Here is a 16,621-nt window from a genome sequence, read left to right on the forward strand (position 1 = left end):
GATAAATGATGCAGCTACAGGTTAACGCACCGGAGATCGCTACCGCTCGTGAGCAACAGCTTTTTAACGGCAAGAATTTCCATGTGTTTATCTATAACAAAACTGAGAGCATCAGTGGGCTGCATCAGCATGATTATTATGAATTTACCCTGGTGTTAACGGGGCGCTACTATCAGGAAATCAACGGTAAACGTGTGCTGCTGGAGCGTGGTGATTTCGTGTTTATCCCGTTGGGATCGCACCACCAGAGTTTCTATGAGTTCGGCGCCACGCGTATTCTTAACGTTGGTATCAGTAAGCGTTTTTTTGAACAACACTATCATCCTTTATTACCGTTTTGTTTTGTTGCGTCTCAGGTATACCGGGTCAACAGCGCTTTTCTGACTTATATTGAAACAGTTATCGCGTCGCTGAACTTCCGGGGAAACGGGTTAGATGAGTTTGTAGAAGTGGTCACCTTCTACATCATTAACCGGCTGCGCCATCACCGTGAAGAGCAGGTGATTGACGATATTCCGCAATGGCTGAAAGCGACCGTGGAGACAATGCACGACAAAACGCAGTTTGGTGAAAACGCGCTGGAAAATATGGTGCACCTGTCCGCAAAATCTCAGGAGTATCTGACCCGCGCAACGCAGCGTTATTACAGCAAAACGCCAATGCAGATTATTAATGAGATCCGTATTAATTTTGCGAAAAAACAGCTGGAAATGACCAACTACTCCGTAACGGATATAGCATATGAGGCGGGTTACAGTAGCCCAAGTCTGTTTATTAAAACGTTTAAAAAGCTGACCTCATTTACACCGAACAGTTATCGTAAAAAATTAACTGAATTTAATCAGTAAACAATATTGACCTGACAACACGATTTTATCGCTTGCCCTGAATAGCGCGGGACGCCCGCGCCATACCTGACGAATGGGCAGAGCGTAATACACGCCAGTGTTTTTACACTGAAGGGAGAAAGTATGAGCCAGAAATTAAAAGTCGTCACGATTGGTGGCGGGAGCAGCTACACCCCTGAATTACTGGAAGGTTTTATTAAGCGTTATCATGAATTGCCGGTTTCTGAATTATGGCTGGTGGATGTTGAAGACGGAAAAGAGAAGCTGGATATTATTTTTGACCTCTGCCAGCGCATGATCGACAAAGCCGGTGTCCCGCTGAAATTATACAAAACGCTGGATCGTCGCGAAGCTTTGCAAGGGGCAGATTTCGTCACTACGCAACTGCGCGTGGGCCAGCTGAAAGCCCGTGAACAGGATGAACGCATTCCGCTAAGTCACGGGTATCTGGGGCAAGAGACCAACGGCGCAGGCGGCCTGTTCAAAGGGTTGCGCACCATCCCGGTTATCTTTGATATCGTGAAAGATGTCGAAGAACTGTGCCCGAACGCGTGGGTCATTAACTTCACTAACCCGGCAGGCATGGTGACAGAAGCGGTTTATCGCCACACCCGCTTTAAGAAATTCATCGGCGTATGCAATATCCCCGTGGGGATGAAAATGTTCATCCATGACGTGCTGGCATTGCAAGACAGCGACGATCTGTCGATCGACCTGTTTGGCCTCAATCACATGGTGTTTATTAAAGACGTACTGGTGAATGGCGAATCACGCTTTGCTGAACTGCTGGATGGCGTGGCGTCCGGGCAGTTAAAAGCGTCAACGGTGAAAAATATTTTTGACCTGCCGTTTAGCGAAGGGCTTATTCGCTCGCTGAATATGCTGCCGTGTTCCTATCTGCTTTACTACTTCAAGCAAAAAGAGATGCTGGCGATTGAAATGGGCGAATACTATAAAGGCGGCGCGCGCGCTCAGGTGGTGCAGAAGGTTGAGAAACAGCTCTTTGATCTTTATAAAAATCCAGAGCTGAACATCAAACCGAAAGAGCTGGAGCAGCGCGGCGGGGCTTACTATTCCGACGCCGCATGTGAAGTGATTAACGCTATCTATAACGATAAGCAGACGGAACACTACGTTAATATCCCGCATCATGGTCATGTGGATAATATCCCTGCTGACTGGGCGGTGGAGATGACCTGCACATTAGGGCGGAATGGGGCGACGCCGCACCCGCGCATCACGCATTTCGATGAAAAAGTGCTGGGCCTCATCTATACCATCAAAGGGTTTGAAGTCGCAGCCAGTAAGGCGGCGCTGAGCGGCGAGTTCAATGATGTGCTGTTAGCGCTTAACCTGAGCCCGCTGGTGCACTCCGATCGCGATGCGGAAACCCTGGCGCGGGAGTTGATTCTGGCCCACGAGAAGTGGCTGCCGAATTTTGCGGAATGCATCGAGAAACTCAAAGGCGCACAACACTAACAGAGGTTGGGTATGGAACGCTTATTGATTGTGAATGCGGATGATTTTGGCCTGAGCAAGGGACAAAACTACGGCATTGTCGAGGCTTGTCGGAATGGCGTTGTGACGTCCACAACGGCGCTGGTCAATGGTGAAGCCATCGACCATGCGGCGCAATTGTGCCGTGACGTGCCGAAACTGGCGGTGGGGATGCATTTTGTGCTCACCTTAGGGAAGCCGCTGACGGCAATGCCGGGTTTGACGCGTGAAGGGCTGCTGGGAAAATGGATCTGGCAAATGGCCGAGGAAGAGACCTTGCCGCTGGATGAAATTTCGCATGAGCTGGAGTGTCAGTATCAGCGTTTTATCGACCTTTTTGGCCGTGAGCCAACGCATCTGGACAGTCATCACCATGTGCATATGTTCCCGCAAATTTTTCCCATTGTGGCACAGTTTGCGGCAGAACGCGGCGTTGCTCTGCGTATCGATCGTCAGTCGGTGCTTAATGCTGACGATCTGCCGGTAGCGTTACGTAGCTCGCAGGGATTTAGCAGCGAGTTTTACGGCGACGCTATTTCAGAAGCGCTATTTCTTCGGGTGCTGGATGCCTCTGCTGACAGAGGCGAAAAGTCACTGGAAGTGATGTGTCATCCGGCGTTTATCGACAATATCATCCGTCAGAGCGCCTATTGTTACCCCCGCTTGACTGAGCTTGACGTGCTGACGTCTGCGTCGCTGAAGTATGCGATTGCGGAACGCGGGTATCGTCTCGGCAGTTTTCTTGATGTCTGACTCCTGAGTTTGCGGCGCATTGCTGCGCCGCATTTTTTATGCCGTCAGCCTGACGGCGCTTGTTTTACCCGCCTGTGACCAGACGCGGTGCGTCGCCATCAGCGTAAACCGCACATGCAAGGCGGGACGAACGGGGGCAAAATCAGCTAAGATAGTGTTTTTCTGATTTTTAGCATTTGCCTTTAGTGAAACAACTGATGATGAAACCTCTTCGCCAACAAAATCGCCCGGTTATCAGCTATGTTCCACGCGTGGAGCCCGCGCCGCCAGAACATGCGATAAAAATGGACGCGTTTCGTGACGTATGGATACTGCGCGGAAAGTATGTCGCCTTTATCTTAATGGGGGAGGCATTTCAGCGATCGCCTGCATTTACCGTTCCTGAGTCGGCGCAGCGATGGGCGAATCAGGTTCGCCAGGAAAATGAGATAGCCGAATAATTCGCATAAAAAAACCGCCTGATTAAGGCGGTTTGTTCATCATGCGGGATCAATGATGTGCCAGTTCGGCATCGTCTTCACTGTCCAGAAGGGTTTTGTCCGTCTGCTTCAGCCACTGGCTGGTCAGCGTACCGGCAGTCATTGAGCCGCTCACGTTCAGCGCGGTACGACCCATATCGATCAGCGGTTCAACGGAAATCAGCAGCGCGACCAGCGTGACCGGCAGGCCCATCGCAGGCAGGACGATCAGCGCAGCGAAGGTGGCGCCGCCGCCGACGCCCGCGACACCGGCAGAGCTGACGGTCACAATACCGACCAGGGTGGCAATCCAGACCGGATCAAGCGGGTTAATACCGACAGTCGGCGCAACCATCACCGCCAGCATAGCCGGGTACAGGCCTGCACAACCGTTCTGACCAATCGTCGCGCCAAAAGAGGCGGAGAAGCTGGCGATGGATTCCGGTACGCCCAGACGACGCGTTTGCGCTTCCACGTTCAGCGGAATGGACGCGGCGCTGGAGCGGCTGGTAAAGGCGAACGTCAGAACCGGCCATACTTTACGGAAATATTTCAGCGGGCTAACGCCGTTGACGCCCAGCAGGATACCGTGCACCACAAACATGATGATCAGGCCAAGATAAGACGCGACCACGAAGCTACCCAGTTTGATGATGTCCTGTAGGTTAGACCCTGCGACGACTTTGGTCATCAGCGCCAGTACGCCATATGGCGTCAGTTGCATCACCAGGCGCACCAGCTTCATCACCCAGCTTTGCAGAGTATCGATAGCGATTAACACGCGTTCGCCTTTCGGCGCGTCGTCTTTCAGCAGTTTCAGCGCCGCGACGCCGAGGAATGCCGCGAAGATCACCACGCTGATGATGGAGGTTGGGTTTGCGCCGGTCAGGTCAGCAAACGGGTTTTTCGGCACAAACGACAGCACCAGTTGCGGCACGCTGAGGTCGGCGACTTTTCCAACATAGTTGGTTTCGATGGCGTTCAGACGCGCGGTTTCCGCGCCGCCCTGCACCAGACCTTCCGCCGTCAGGCCGAACAGGTTGGTGACCAGTACACCCACCAGTGCGGCAATCAGGGTAGTGAAAAGCAGCGTGCCAATGGTCAGAAAGCTGATCTTACCCAACTGAGACGCGTTATGCAGACGCGCAACGGCGCTGAGAATAGACGCGAAGACCAGCGGCATGACGATCATTTGCAGCAGTTGTACATAGCCGTTGCCGACGATGTTGAACCACTGAACGGAGTCTTTTAGTACCTGGCTGTCAGACCCGTAAACGGTGTGCAGGGCGAGACCGAAGATCACGCCCATCACCAGACCGACCAGCACTTTTTTTGCCAGACTCCACTGTTTGTGGCGGGTTTGCGCCAGCACGAACAGCAGTGCAACGAACACCACGATGTTCGCGATTAATGGAAAATTCATCCCCGTTCTCCTGATTTTTTTATACGTATCGCCATGTGACAGCGATCCTGTTGGCGCAAGGTTAGCAGAACTGTGACCGACCTCTTATATTCAAATGGAATTGTTTATGCCAAAAATGACATTTATGCTGGTTTACTCAGCAATCTGGTGATTTATAAAGCGATCGAACTGCATTTGCAGCATATTAATCATCTGCGACGACCAACGCACTGCACTGTTTTCGGGCATTGTCTGCGGCATCCAGATAGCCCACACGAATAACGCCATGCATAAAAAACGCTCCAGTTGATTGCCTTTTTGCGGAACGAGGATCGGCAGACGGAAGCGCCAGCGGCAGGGCCAGAGCAGGGGAACGCCCGCCGGGGTCAGCATATCGGCCAGAATATGGCTTAAATAACCGAGCACCATTCCTTGCAGGGCATCGGCCGGAATAATCCAGCTCTCCGGCACTTTCAGGTAGAAAAGGGCAAGCATAGCGAACACGGCGAACAGGCTGTGCGTAAACCCGCGATGGCCGAACGCGCGCGCGACAGGTTTTGATATCCATTTCAGACGCTGGCCAAGAAATGATTTTGGATGATCAATATCGGGCAGCAGGCAGGTCAGGATGGCCGAAGGGACAATATGCCACCAGTCGCCCTGAGCGAGAACCGGCGTCAATTCCGCATTTTTGGCAAACACTGCGCAGGCAATGGAAAAAAGAAGGTGGCCTTCCGCCGTCATGATAAAACCCAATAAACTGTCAATTCATACAGTATAGGGTTTTTATACAGTAGGCGGAAGAGGTGACGTTGTAACTCTATGTCACAAATGACATGAATTAGCGCGCCAGCCAGCCGCCATCGACGGCGAGGGTATAGCCGTGAACGTAATCAGACGCCGAAGAAGCGAGAAAGACAACCGGGCCTTGCAGATCGGCAGGTGTGCCCCAGCGTCCGGCCGGAATGCGGTCAACAATCTCTTTGCTGCGTGCGGCGTCATCCCGCAGCTGCTGCGTATTGTTCGTCGCCATATAGCCGGGAGCGATGGCGTTCACGTTGATGTGATGTTCCGCCCATTCGTTCGCCAGCAACCGCGTGATGCCCAATACGCCGCTTTTCGACGCGGTATAAGAAGGAACGCGAATGCCGCCCTGGAATGAAAGCATTGAGGCGATATTAATAATCTTCCCGCCATCACCTTGCTTCAGGAATTGCCGTGCGACGGCCTGAGAGAGAAAGAACACGGATTTGAGATTCAGATTCATCACATCGTCCCAGTCTTTCTCGCTAAACGACAGCGCGTCTTCGCGGCGGATCGTCCCGGCGTTGTTCACCAGAATGTCGATTCGGCCAAACTGTTCGACCGTTTGCGCGACAATAGCCGGGATAGCGCGTTGCTGGCTCAGGTCGGCCTGGATCGCCATAAAACGGCGTCCGAGCGCCTCCACTTTTGCTGCCGTATCGTGGGGGACTTTGCGATTAACGCCGACGATGTCGCAGCCTGCTTCCGCCAGCGCCAGCGTCATACCCTGCCCAAGCCCGGTATCGCATCCGGTCACTATCGCGACTTTACCGGCAAGACTAAACGCATCCAGAATCATGTTCACCTCGGCTATCGGTTTTTATCAGTTTTTTGCCCTGAGAAAAGGATAGAAGAGGCGGTGAAGGAATACAATAAAAAATGAAACAGTGTTTTATAAAGCAGATGTGCGTAGCAAAACGGGCAATGTCGCCACCGCCCGTCGCTATTTAACCGCGCAGATGCGCTGCGGTCAGTTCAGCCAACGAAGTCAGTTTGACGTTGGCAAGGGCAAAGCGCGGGTCGTGCTGGCCTTCTTCCGCCGGAACAACAATTGAGCGCATTCGCGCCGCTTTTGAGGCGACCATGCCGTTGACGGAGTCTTCCAGCGCAACGCAGGTTAACGGGTCAACGCCCAGTTTGGCCGCGCAATCGAGGTATACCTGCGGATGCGGCTTGCTGTAAGGCAGTTTTTCCGCAGAGGCCAGGGCATCGAAACTTTCACGCAGATCAAACATGGTCAGCACCTTTTCCAGCATATGCAGGGGGGAAGCGGAGGCCAGACCGACCATTAACCCCTGAGATTTGCACAGCGCGACCGCTTCGCGCACGCCGGGGAGCAGCGGGCGAGTTTCTTCAACCAGTGAGATGGCGCGGGTAATGATTCGGTCGGTAACCGCCTGACGGTCTGGCCCATTCCACGGTTGTTGGGCGTACCAGAGGTCAACAACCATATCGATGCGTAAACCCAGCGTATCCGGGAGTTCATGGCGGCGGGTAATATCTACGCCTAAACTTGCCATGACCTCCAGTTCAGCTTGATCCCAAAGCGGTTCGGAATCGATCAGTAGTCCATCCATATCGAAAATTGCAGCAAGAATCTGACGCGGGGTTGACATTACAACCTCTCCTTTTGAGGTGAAAACACAATGGATTAAGCGCTTATTATGGCTAATGACGTATCATAGCGCCTTTAAAGAACAGGCGAAATTGGTTATCAGCAGGTAGACTTAGGCCAAAACGACGCGTCTTTATCAAGGGGAACTCATGACGTATCAACAAGCTGGACGCATTGCTGTCTTAAAAAGGATTCTGGGATGGGTGATTTTTATCCCCGCGCTTATTTCCACACTGGTTTCATTGCTGAAGTTTATGTATGAGCACAGCGAAAAGCAGGAAGGGATTAACGCGGTGATGCTTGATTTTACTCACGTTATGATTGATATGATGCGGGCGAATACCGCGTTCCTGAACCTGTTCTGGTATAACTCGCCGACGCCGGATTTTCAACACAGTCTGAACATTGTTTTCTGGGTGATTTTTGTGTTGATTTTCGTTGGCCTGGCATTGCAGGACTCAGGCGCCAGGATGAGCCGCCAGGCGCGTTTTCTTCGCGAAGGGGTTGAAGATCAGCTTATTCTGGAAAAAGCGAAAGGCAGCGAGGGGTTGTCACGCGAGCAAATTGAGTCGCGCATCGTGGTTCCGCATCACACGATCTTCTTACAGTTTTTCCCGCTTTATATCCTGCCGGTGATTATCATCGTGTTGGGCTACGTTTTCTTTTCGCTTCTTGGATTTGTGTAGCAATGAAAAATGCCCGATAGCGCTTCGCTTATCGGGCCTGTGGTTCAGTGCATTTGTAAGCTGTCATCCGGCACAATGGCTATGCCGCCAGCAACCTTTCCATCGCTTTTTGCGCCACCACCAGGTGTTGCCCGCCAAACAGTCTCGCCCGATTGAGCAGGGTATAGAGCTGATAAATCGGCTGGCGATCCAGAAAATCCAGCGGTAGTGGAGAAACAGACTGGTAGCCATCATAGATCTGCGGAGGTTGGTCGGTATGCAGCGGCAGCATGGCCAGATCGCACTCCCTGTCGCCCCAGTAACAGGCGGGATCGAAAATGTAGGGGCCATCAGGCCCAAGCGCGCAGTTTCCTGACCATAAATCGCCGTGCAGCAGCGAAGGCTGCGGCTGATGCGAGGCCAGACGCTGCTGAACATGCTCAACGATCGCATCGATATTGCCAAATGCGATGCCTTTTTCTGCCGCCAGTTCAAGCTGCCAGCCAATGCGTTGTTCGGCAAAAAATGTTGACCAGCGTCGTTGCCAGGCATTGGGTTGAGGCGTAGTGGACAGGGCGTTATCAAAATCAAGGCCAAACTGGGGCTGGTCGCTCCATTCATGTAAATGGGCAAGTTGCTGACCGAGGATAAAGGCGTTGTGGGCATCCAGAGGACGGGGAGGGAGATAATCCATCACCAGAAAACTGTAGTCTCTGTCTGAGCCCTGCGCCCAGACTTTCGGGACGGTGACGGTTTTACTGCGGGAAAGCAGCTCCAGTTGGTCAGCTTCCGCCGTAAAGCCGGGAAGGAGCTCTCTTTCATCACATTTGACGAAAAAATCGCGTCCCGCATAGCGTAAATGCCATGCGGCATGGATCTCTCCGCCGGGCAGTTCATTACGCAGTTCGATTTCGCCTTCACCTAATTGCTCGCTTAAAAGACGACTGATAGCCTGCCACATGATGTCTCTCCCCATGTTGTCTGCCAGATCATAAGGTTAGCGCATAAATGCGGTGAAAAAACACGAGCTAACGCACACCGTAGACGCGTTTTTGCACAATGGCACTGATATTATCGGTCTTTAGTCCACTCCTCCCATGTCATGACCGATATTTCTGGTTTCTTATCTAAAGCGCTTTCCGCCAGCCCGGCGGTAAGCGCGGCGATCTCATCTTCGCTCAGGGCGCTGATAAAACCAAATGTGTTGGTACCCAGTTCATGTACATGCCCTTGCTCGTCGGTCATGGTGAGCAGAAAACCGCACCGCGTCAGATGGTTGTTCAACTCGTTAATTTCTGTCAGCGAGTCTTCATGAAATTTCACGGTTATGACATAGCGGATGACATCACCACTGGCCATAAATCACCTCTTTGTAATCACATGATTTTTTAGCATAGTCGGTTAATTCGTATGCTGATAGCTTTGCCGCTGAAACCCCCTCGTAATAAGGAGGGGGATGGCCCGATCACTGAGAAAGCCAGGCGTAGATTTTCTGCGTATCGTCCCGGGAACACAGACGTGTTCCTTGATTCAACGTCGCCGCGCTGCCTGCCGAGACGCCGAAACGCACCATCTCTTCCAGCGAGGCGTTTTCCGCCAGTTTTAGCGTCATTGCGCCAACCATGCTGTCGCCCGCGCCGACGGTACTTTGACTTCTGACGGGAGGGGGAACAACCTGGACGCAGCTTTCGCTATCTACCGCCAGCGCCCCCTGCGGCCCCAGAGAAACAACGACGCGGCGCGCTTTGCCGCTCTTCACGATTTCCTGCGCCGCTTTGCGCACATCGTCAGGCTGCGTGAGTTCGCGATTGACCAGCGCGCTCAGCTCTTTTTGGTTCGGTTTGACCAGTTCAATATTGCCGAGAGATAACGCCGCGTTGAGCGCATCGCCCGAACTATCAATAATGCAGCGGATGCCCTGTTTCTGCGCGGCGGCAATAAGCTGCGTCAGTTTTTCCAGCTTGACGCCGGGCGGCAGACTCCCGCTGATGACCAAAATGGCGCCGGATTCGATCTCCAGAACCTGTTCTTCAATCTGGCGAAATTCGTCATCGTCGAGTGCGGCGCCGGGCATGACAAAGCGATATTGCTCCCCGCTGGACTCCACATGAACATGCAGGTTTTGTCGCGTCCAGTCTTTGGCATCGATGGTGACGACGGGGACGTTTTCATCGGCCAGAAGTGCGACCAGATGTTCGCCGGTCGCGCCGCCAGCGGGGAAAATCGCGGTTGCGGTTCCGCCAAGATGGGCAATCGCGCGGGCAACGTTGATTCCGCCGCCGCCGGGTTCAAAAACGGGTGATGAACAGCGAAGTTTCCCTTCGGGATAGAGTTGTGGGGTGATTGTTGCGCTATCGAGAGAGGGCGCAAGTGTTAACGTATAGATACGTATCATCTTTACCTCCTGTTAGGCTGACTTCAGTCTGGCACTGAATGCCCGGAAAGGGAAGTAATTAACAATATGATTTACTGGATATTTATTTAAAATTACCGGGAGAAAGATATATAAATAAATATCTGCTTTGGGAACTCTCTTATTCAAAAAATGAAATAAGAATTCATTGCTATGTTATTCGAGCCTTTTTATAATTTGTTACCTTTCCTGGATCGTTTGTCATTGATCCTTATGAAAGTTTCCGGGACCGTAACGGTCTCTTTTTTTGTTGTACGGACTCTTTATAAATGAAGCTTTTGAAGACAGTACCCGCTGCATTAATGTTGGCAGGGGGCGTATTTGCGTCAATGCATGCCGCTGCTGATGATTCCGTTTTTACTGTCATGGATGATCCCGCCACTGCGAAGAAACCCTTCGAAGGTAACCTGAATGCGGGCTACCTTGCTCAGTCAGGCAACACGAAAAGTTCTTCTTTAACGGCTGACACCACGATGACCTGGTACGGTGCAACCACCGCCTGGTCGCTGTGGGGGAATGCCAGCAATACATCCTCCAACGATGAGCGCTCTTCGGAGAAATACGCGGTAGGCGGCCGTAGCCGTTTCAATATGACCGACTACGATTACCTGTTTGGCCAGGCAAGCTGGCTGACAGACCGTTACAACGGTTATCGTGAGCGTGACACACTGACCGCCGGTTATGGCCGTCAGTTCCTCAACGGGCCGGTGCACAGCTTCCGTTTTGAATTCGGTCCTGGCGTACGCTATGACGAACATACCGATGGCAAAACCGAGACCCAACCGCTGGGCTACGCTTCCGGTAGCTACGCCTGGCAGATGACGGATAACACCAAATTTACGCAGGGCGTGTCCGTTTTCGGCGCTGAAGATACCACCCTCAACTCAGAGACGGCGTTGAATGTCGCGATCAACGAGCATTTTGGTTTAAAGGTGGCTTATAACCTGACCTGGAACTCCGAACCGCCCGCAACGGCGCCGGAACATACCGATCGCCGCACGACGATATCGTTAGGGTATAAGATGTAATCGCCTGCCGGGTTGTTTTAAACACGACCCGGCTTTTTAAATTAGCGTTTTTATCGCGATTGCGCGCTAAGTGAAATTATATTTATATTTTCCGTGGCGAATGCCATTCATAAAAACGCGTTGAACGTGCATATTATTGATGTTTTCTATTCATTCGCAGGAATTAACTTTCGGCGAACGCTTCGGATATTAGCCCCAAATCATCGCCGCCCAGCGGAGCAGCAACATTGCGCCGCAAATGAGGAGCAATACGACAACCATCTTCCAGTGTTTTTTGGCAAAGCGGTTTGTTGGCATTTTCTCTCTTCCTGTCAAAATCGGACTGATGCTCTCAGTGTAACAAAAGCGATGGCGCGTCAGGGAATTGATTTACATCATACAGTTCGGCGTGATTGCGGCTTTGATCGGCAGTCAATGCCGTGTACACTGTCAAACGGTGTTATCAAAAAACGGGTGTAGGTCCAGTCTTGCCATTCAGGCGGGCCGTGACATATTTCGCAGAGTGAAGCGGGAATCAGCCCATAACTTTTTGATAATTTTAAATATTGAAACTTTGTATGTGATCTTTCGTGTGGGTCACCACTGCAAATAAGGATATAACATGCCTGTTATTACTCTTCCTGATGGCAGCCAACGCCATTACGACCACGCTGTAAGCCCCATGGATGTTGCGCTGGACATTGGTCCAGGACTGGCGAAAGCCTGTATCGCAGGTCGCGTTAATGGCGAACTGGTTGACGCGTCCGATCTCATTGAAAACGACGCTCAGCTGGCAATCATCACCGTGAAAGATGAAGAAGGTCTGGAGATCATTCGTCACTCCTGCGCGCACCTGTTAGGGCACGCGATTAAACAACTTTGGCCGAACACCAAAATGGCTATCGGTCCGGTTGTCGATAACGGTTTTTACTATGATATTGATCTCGACCGTACGTTAACCCAGGAAGATGTCGACGCGCTCGAAAAACGGATGCACGAGCTTGCTGAGAAAAACTACGACGTCATTAAGAAGAAAGTGAGCTGGCACGAAGCGCGTGAAACCTTCGTGAAGCGTGGCGAAACCTATAAGGTTTCTATTCTTGATGAGAATATTGCGCATGATGACAAGCCGGGCTTGTATCATCATGAAGAATATGTCGATATGTGCCGTGGCCCGCACGTGCCGAACATGCGTTTCTGCCATCACTTCAAACTGATGAAAACCGCAGGGGCATACTGGCGTGGCGACAGCAACAACAAGATGCTGCAACGTATTTATGGTACGGCGTGGGCGGATAAAAAATCCCTGAACGCCTATCTGCAACGCCTTGAAGAAGCCGCCAAGCGCGACCACCGTAAAATCGGTAAGCAGCTTGACCTGTATCATATGCAGGAAGAGGCGCCGGGTATGGTGTTCTGGCATAACGACGGCTGGACTATCTTCCGTGAACTGGAAGTCTTTGTGCGTTCTAAGCTCAAAGAGTATCAGTATCAGGAAGTTAAAGGCCCGTTCATGATGGACCGTGTGCTGTGGGAAAAAACCGGGCACTGGGAAAACTACAAAGATGCGATGTTCACTACCTCTTCAGAGAACCGTGAATACTGCATCAAGCCGATGAACTGCCCGGGCCACGTGCAGATCTTCAACCAGGGTCTGAAGTCCTACCGCGATCTGCCGCTGCGTATGGCGGAATTCGGTAGCTGCCACCGTAACGAACCGTCAGGCGCCTTGCATGGCCTGATGCGCGTACGTGGCTTCACCCAGGATGATGCGCATATCTTCTGTACTGAAGAACAGATTCGCGATGAAGTGAACGCCTGTATTCGTATGGTCTACGATATGTACAGCACCTTTGGCTTCGAGAAAATCGTCGTCAAACTTTCCACTCGCCCCGAAAAACGTATCGGTAGCGATGAAATGTGGGATCGTGCTGAGGCGGATCTGGCCGTTGCGCTGGAAGAAAACAACATCCCGTTTGAGTATCAACTGGGTGAGGGCGCATTCTACGGTCCGAAAATTGAATTTACCCTGTATGACTGCCTCGATCGTGCATGGCAGTGCGGTACGGTACAGCTGGACTTCTCTCTGCCGTCTCGTTTGAACGCCTCTTATGTTGGCGAAAACAACGAGCGTCAGGTGCCGGTGATGATTCACCGCGCGATTCTTGGGTCAATGGAACGTTTCATCGGTATCCTGACTGAAGAGTTCGCGGGCTTCTTCCCGACCTGGCTTGCGCCGGTTCAGGTAGTGGTGATGAACATTACCGATACTCAGTCTGAATACGTTAACGAATTGACGCAGAAACTACAAAATGCGGGCATTCGTGTAAAAGCAGACTTGAGAAATGAGAAGATAGGCTTTAAAATCCGCGAGCACACTTTACGTCGTGTCCCTTACATGTTGGTCTGTGGCGACAAAGAGGTAGAAGCAGGCAAAGTAGCCGTGCGTACCCGTCGTGGCAAAGACTTGGGCAGCCTGGACGTAAATGAAGTTATCGAGAAGCTGCAACAAGAGATTCGCAGCCGCAGTCTTCAACAACTGGAGGAATAAAGTATTAAAGGCGGAAAACGAGTTCAAACGGCGCGTCCTAACCGTATCAATGGCGAAATTCGCGCCCAGGAAGTTCGCTTAACAGGTCTGGAAGGCGAGCAGCTTGGTATTGTGAGTCTGAGAGAAGCTCTGGAAAAAGCTGAAGAAGCTGGAGTAGACTTAGTCGAAATCAGCCCTAACGCCGAGCCGCCGGTTTGTCGTATAATGGATTACGGCAAATTCCTCTATGAAAAGAGTAAGTCTTCTAAGGAACAGAAGAAAAAGCAAAAAGTTATCCAGGTTAAGGAAATTAAATTCCGTCCTGGTACAGATGAAGGCGACTATCAGGTAAAACTCCGCAGCCTGATTCGCTTTCTCGAAGAGGGCGATAAGGCCAAGATCACGCTGCGTTTCCGCGGTCGTGAGATGGCCCACCAACAGATCGGTATGGAAGTGCTTAATCGCGTGAAAGAAGATCTGGCTGAACTGGCAGTTGTCGAATCCTTCCCTACGAAGATCGAAGGCCGTCAGATGATTATGGTGCTCGCTCCTAAGAAGAAACAGTAAGGCCTTCAAGTAGCAATTCCTGTGGAGCCTTCGGGCTTCACAGATTTTGTTCGCCTGGGTTTCGTTTATTAACAATGCGAAGTGGAAGTTATTAAAATGCCAAAAATTAAGACCGTACGCGGTGCTGCTAAGCGCTTCAAAAAAACCGGTAAAGGTGGTTTTAAGCACAAGCACGCTAACCTGCGTCATATTCTGACCAAAAAAGCGACCAAGCGTAAACGTCACCTGCGCCCGAAAGCCATGGTTTCCAAAGGCGATCTGGGTCTGGTAATCGCGTGCCTGCCGTACGCATAAGCCGTTAACGTTTTTTTTAACTTTTTTATGCCCAATAGATTTCGCATGTCGCAAGGCGGTTAACGCCGCGAAAATGTGAAAGATGAAGGGCGAATCAGAATAGATACAGGAGAGCACTATGGCTCGCGTAAAACGTGGTGTAATTGCACGCGCACGTCACAAGAAAATTTTGAAACAAGCCAAAGGCTACTACGGTGCGCGTTCTCGCGTATACCGCGTTGCCTTCCAGGCAGTTATCAAAGCTGGTCAGTATGCTTACCGTGACCGTCGTCAACGTAAGCGTCAGTTCCGTCAACTGTGGATTGCGCGTATCAACGCAGCAGCACGTCAGAACGGTATTTCTTACAGCAAATTCATCAACGGCCTGAAAAAAGCCTCTGTTGAAATCGACCGTAAGATCCTGGCTGACATCGCAGTATTCGACAAAGTAGCGTTCACCGCTCTGGTTGAGAAAGCGAAAGCAGCTCTGGCATAAGCCAGTGAAAAGAGGGAGCCTGGCTCCCTCTCTTTTATTTGTAGTGCAATCAATCAGTTGACAATTTATCCGTAACCCTTTTCAATAAAGGTTGTCCGGTTTTACCACACAAGGTAACGCAAGCATGAATGCTGCTATTTTCCGCTTCTTTTTTTACTTTAGCACCTGACTCCAGGAGGCTAGCGCGTGAAAGAAGAAACGAAAAACAGCGCGAAAAAGCCTCCTGATGGAGGCTTTTTTTGTACCTGAAATCGAGAGATTAAGTCCAACGAACCGGTGTCTTCACCGACACAATGAGGAAAACCATGTCACATCTCGCAGAGCTGGTTGCCAGTGCGAAGGCAGCCATTAACCAGGCGTCAGATGTTGCCGCGTTAGACAATGTACGCGTCGAATATTTGGGCAAGAAAGGGCATTTAACCCTTCAGATGACGACCCTGCGTGAATTGCCGCCAGAAGAGCGTCCGGCAGCCGGCGCGGTTATCAATGAAGCAAAAGAGCAGGTACAACAAGCGCTGAACGCGCGCAAAGCGGATTTAGAAAACGCGGCGCTGAATGCACGTCTGGCGGCGGAAACCATCGACGTTTCTCTGCCTGGGCGTCGTATTGAGAACGGTGGTCTGCATCCGGTAACACGTACCATTGATCGTATTGAAAGTTTCTTCGGTGAGCTTGGTTTTACCGTGGCGACTGGCCCGGAGATCGAAGACGATTACCATAACTTCGATGCGCTGAACATTCCAGGCCATCACCCGGCCCGCGCTGACCACGACACTTTCTGGTTTGATGCCACCCGCCTGCTGCGTACGCAGACTTCCGGCGTGCAGATTCGTACCATGAAAGAACAGCAGCCGCCGATCCGTATTATTGCGCCGGGTCGAGTGTACCGTAACGACTACGATCAAACGCACACCCCGATGTTCCATCAGATGGAAGGGCTGATTGTTGACACCAACATCAGCTTCACCAACCTGAAAGGCACGCTGCACGACTTCCTGCGTAACTTCTTTGAAGAAGACCTGCAAATCCGTTTCCGTCCTTCTTACTTCCCGTTCACGGAACCGTCCGCAGAAGTGGATGTAATGGGCAAAAACGGCAAATGGCTGGAAGTGCTGGGTTGCGGGATGGTGCATCCGAACGTTCTGCGCAACGTGGGCATCGACCCGGAAATCTACTCTGGCTTCGCGTTTGGTATGGGGATGGAGCGTCTGACCATGCTGCGTTATGGCGTGACCGATCTGCGCTCATTCTTCGAAAACGATCTGCGTTTCCTCAAACAGTTTAAATAAAGGC

The 16,621-nt window shown here is 51.5% G+C and carries 20 protein-coding genes and 1 other annotated feature; of the genes, 12 read left to right on the forward strand and 8 right to left on the reverse strand.

Annotated features, from left to right (window positions below; all coding sequences use genetic code 11):
• Positions 1–5: 5 nt before the first annotated feature.
• The 4 genes from chbR (at position 6) to cedA (ending at position 3,538) form a co-directional block, all read left to right on the forward strand.
• Positions 6–848: a transcriptional regulator ChbR gene (gene chbR / locus OGX93_RS10480; protein ID WP_012132626.1), complete on the forward strand. Its 843-nt coding sequence runs from the start codon at positions 6–8 to the stop codon at positions 846–848.
• A gap of 123 nt (positions 849–971) precedes the next feature.
• On the forward strand, positions 972–2,327 hold the full coding sequence (locus OGX93_RS10485; protein WP_058669037.1) for a 6-phospho-beta-glucosidase: 1,356 nt from the start codon (positions 972–974) through the stop codon (positions 2,325–2,327).
• Positions 2,328–2,339: 12 nt separating this feature from the next.
• Positions 2,340–3,098, forward strand: coding sequence for a chitin disaccharide deacetylase (chbG, locus tag OGX93_RS10490; protein ID WP_153258449.1), 759 nt, complete (start codon positions 2,340–2,342; stop codon positions 3,096–3,098).
• 176 nt (positions 3,099–3,274) lie between these two features.
• Positions 3,275–3,538 (forward strand): cell division activator CedA, encoded by a 264-nt coding sequence (cedA, locus tag OGX93_RS10495; protein ID WP_196050445.1) that lies wholly within the window; start codon positions 3,275–3,277, stop codon positions 3,536–3,538.
• Positions 3,539–3,587: 49 nt separating this feature from the next.
• Here cedA and tcyP read toward each other — a convergent pair whose 3' ends face one another.
• The 4 genes from tcyP to hxpB all read right to left on the reverse strand — a co-directional run bounded on the left by tcyP (position 3,588) and on the right by hxpB (position 7,378).
• Positions 3,588–4,979 (reverse strand): cystine/sulfocysteine:cation symporter, encoded by a 1,392-nt coding sequence (gene tcyP / locus OGX93_RS10500; RefSeq protein WP_012132621.1) that lies wholly within the window; start codon positions 4,977–4,979, stop codon positions 3,588–3,590.
• 132 nt (positions 4,980–5,111) lie between these two features.
• Positions 5,112–5,714, reverse strand: a complete 603-nt coding sequence (locus OGX93_RS10505; protein WP_077956894.1) for a metal-dependent hydrolase — start codon at positions 5,712–5,714, stop codon at positions 5,112–5,114.
• 85 nt (positions 5,715–5,799) lie between these two features.
• The gene (gene kduD, locus OGX93_RS10510; RefSeq protein WP_012132619.1) at positions 5,800–6,561 is read right to left on the reverse strand and encodes a 2-dehydro-3-deoxy-D-gluconate 5-dehydrogenase KduD; all 762 of its coding nucleotides are present in this window, start codon (positions 6,559–6,561) and stop codon (positions 5,800–5,802) included.
• Between the two features lie 148 nt (positions 6,562–6,709).
• Positions 6,710–7,378, reverse strand: a complete 669-nt coding sequence (gene hxpB / locus OGX93_RS10515; protein WP_012132618.1) for a hexitol phosphatase HxpB — start codon at positions 7,376–7,378, stop codon at positions 6,710–6,712.
• 148 nt (positions 7,379–7,526) lie between these two features.
• Here hxpB and OGX93_RS10520 point away from each other — a divergent pair, with 148 nt between their 5' ends.
• Positions 7,527–8,063 carry a YniB family protein gene (locus OGX93_RS10520; protein WP_012132617.1) on the forward strand — a complete coding sequence of 179 codons (537 nt, stop codon included), beginning with the start codon at positions 7,527–7,529 and terminating at the stop codon, positions 8,061–8,063.
• A gap of 79 nt (positions 8,064–8,142) precedes the next feature.
• Here OGX93_RS10520 and OGX93_RS10525 read toward each other — a convergent pair whose 3' ends face one another.
• The 3 genes from OGX93_RS10525 to pfkB all read right to left on the reverse strand — a co-directional run bounded on the left by OGX93_RS10525 (position 8,143) and on the right by pfkB (position 10,437).
• The gene (locus OGX93_RS10525) at positions 8,143–9,003 is read right to left on the reverse strand and encodes a fructosamine kinase family protein (protein ID WP_024130386.1); all 861 of its coding nucleotides are present in this window, start codon (positions 9,001–9,003) and stop codon (positions 8,143–8,145) included.
• 110 nt (positions 9,004–9,113) lie between these two features.
• Positions 9,114–9,401, reverse strand: coding sequence for a type V toxin-antitoxin system endoribonuclease antitoxin GhoS (locus OGX93_RS10530; protein WP_012132615.1), 288 nt, complete (start codon positions 9,399–9,401; stop codon positions 9,114–9,116).
• Positions 9,402–9,507: 106 nt separating this feature from the next.
• Complete coding sequence (gene pfkB / locus OGX93_RS10535) at positions 9,508–10,437, reverse strand: 6-phosphofructokinase II (protein ID WP_049008572.1); 930 nt, start codon at positions 10,435–10,437, stop codon at positions 9,508–9,510.
• Positions 10,438–10,724: 287 nt separating this feature from the next.
• Here pfkB and OGX93_RS10540 point away from each other — a divergent pair, with 287 nt between their 5' ends.
• Positions 10,725–11,483, forward strand: coding sequence for a DUF481 domain-containing protein (locus OGX93_RS10540; RefSeq protein ID WP_071258191.1), 759 nt, complete (start codon positions 10,725–10,727; stop codon positions 11,481–11,483).
• 189 nt (positions 11,484–11,672) lie between these two features.
• Here the strand turns inward: OGX93_RS10540 and yniD are convergent, their stop codons facing one another.
• A complete protein-coding gene (gene yniD / locus OGX93_RS10545; protein WP_096753848.1) occupies positions 11,673–11,780 on the reverse strand; it encodes a small membrane protein YniD in 108 nt (35 codons plus the stop codon).
• Between the two features lie 304 nt (positions 11,781–12,084).
• Between yniD and thrS the strand changes: the two genes are divergently transcribed.
• The 6 genes from thrS to pheS all read left to right on the forward strand — a co-directional run bounded on the left by thrS (position 12,085) and on the right by pheS (position 16,617).
• Positions 12,085–14,013 (forward strand): threonine--tRNA ligase, encoded by a 1,929-nt coding sequence (gene thrS / locus OGX93_RS10550; protein WP_286449619.1) that lies wholly within the window; start codon positions 12,085–12,087, stop codon positions 14,011–14,013.
• 3 nt (positions 14,014–14,016) lie between these two features.
• Positions 14,017–14,559, forward strand: a complete 543-nt coding sequence (gene infC, locus OGX93_RS10555; protein ID WP_047457361.1) for a translation initiation factor IF-3 — start codon at positions 14,017–14,019, stop codon at positions 14,557–14,559.
• A gap of 96 nt (positions 14,560–14,655) precedes the next feature.
• Positions 14,656–14,853, forward strand: coding sequence for a 50S ribosomal protein L35 (rpmI, locus tag OGX93_RS10560; protein ID WP_001124225.1), 198 nt, complete (start codon positions 14,656–14,658; stop codon positions 14,851–14,853).
• Positions 14,854–14,971: 118 nt separating this feature from the next.
• Entirely contained in the window at positions 14,972–15,328 is a 357-nt protein-coding gene (gene rplT, locus OGX93_RS10565; protein WP_000124850.1) for a 50S ribosomal protein L20, read from the forward strand.
• A 119-nt stretch (positions 15,329–15,447) separates the two neighbouring features.
• Positions 15,448–15,571: a sequence feature (Phe leader region), on the forward strand.
• Complete coding sequence (gene pheM, locus OGX93_RS10570; RefSeq protein WP_001386830.1) at positions 15,453–15,497, forward strand: pheST operon leader peptide PheM; 45 nt, start codon at positions 15,453–15,455, stop codon at positions 15,495–15,497. Its footprint overlaps the feature before it by 45 nt.
• A 62-nt stretch (positions 15,572–15,633) precedes the next feature.
• A complete protein-coding gene (pheS, locus tag OGX93_RS10575) occupies positions 15,634–16,617 on the forward strand; it encodes a phenylalanine--tRNA ligase subunit alpha (RefSeq protein WP_024130384.1) in 984 nt (327 codons plus the stop codon).
• Positions 16,618–16,621: the final 4 nt, after the last annotated feature.

The organism is Citrobacter sp. CK195 (assembly GCF_030333365.1).
GTDB lineage: Bacteria > Pseudomonadota > Gammaproteobacteria > Enterobacterales > Enterobacteriaceae > Citrobacter_B > Citrobacter_B koseri.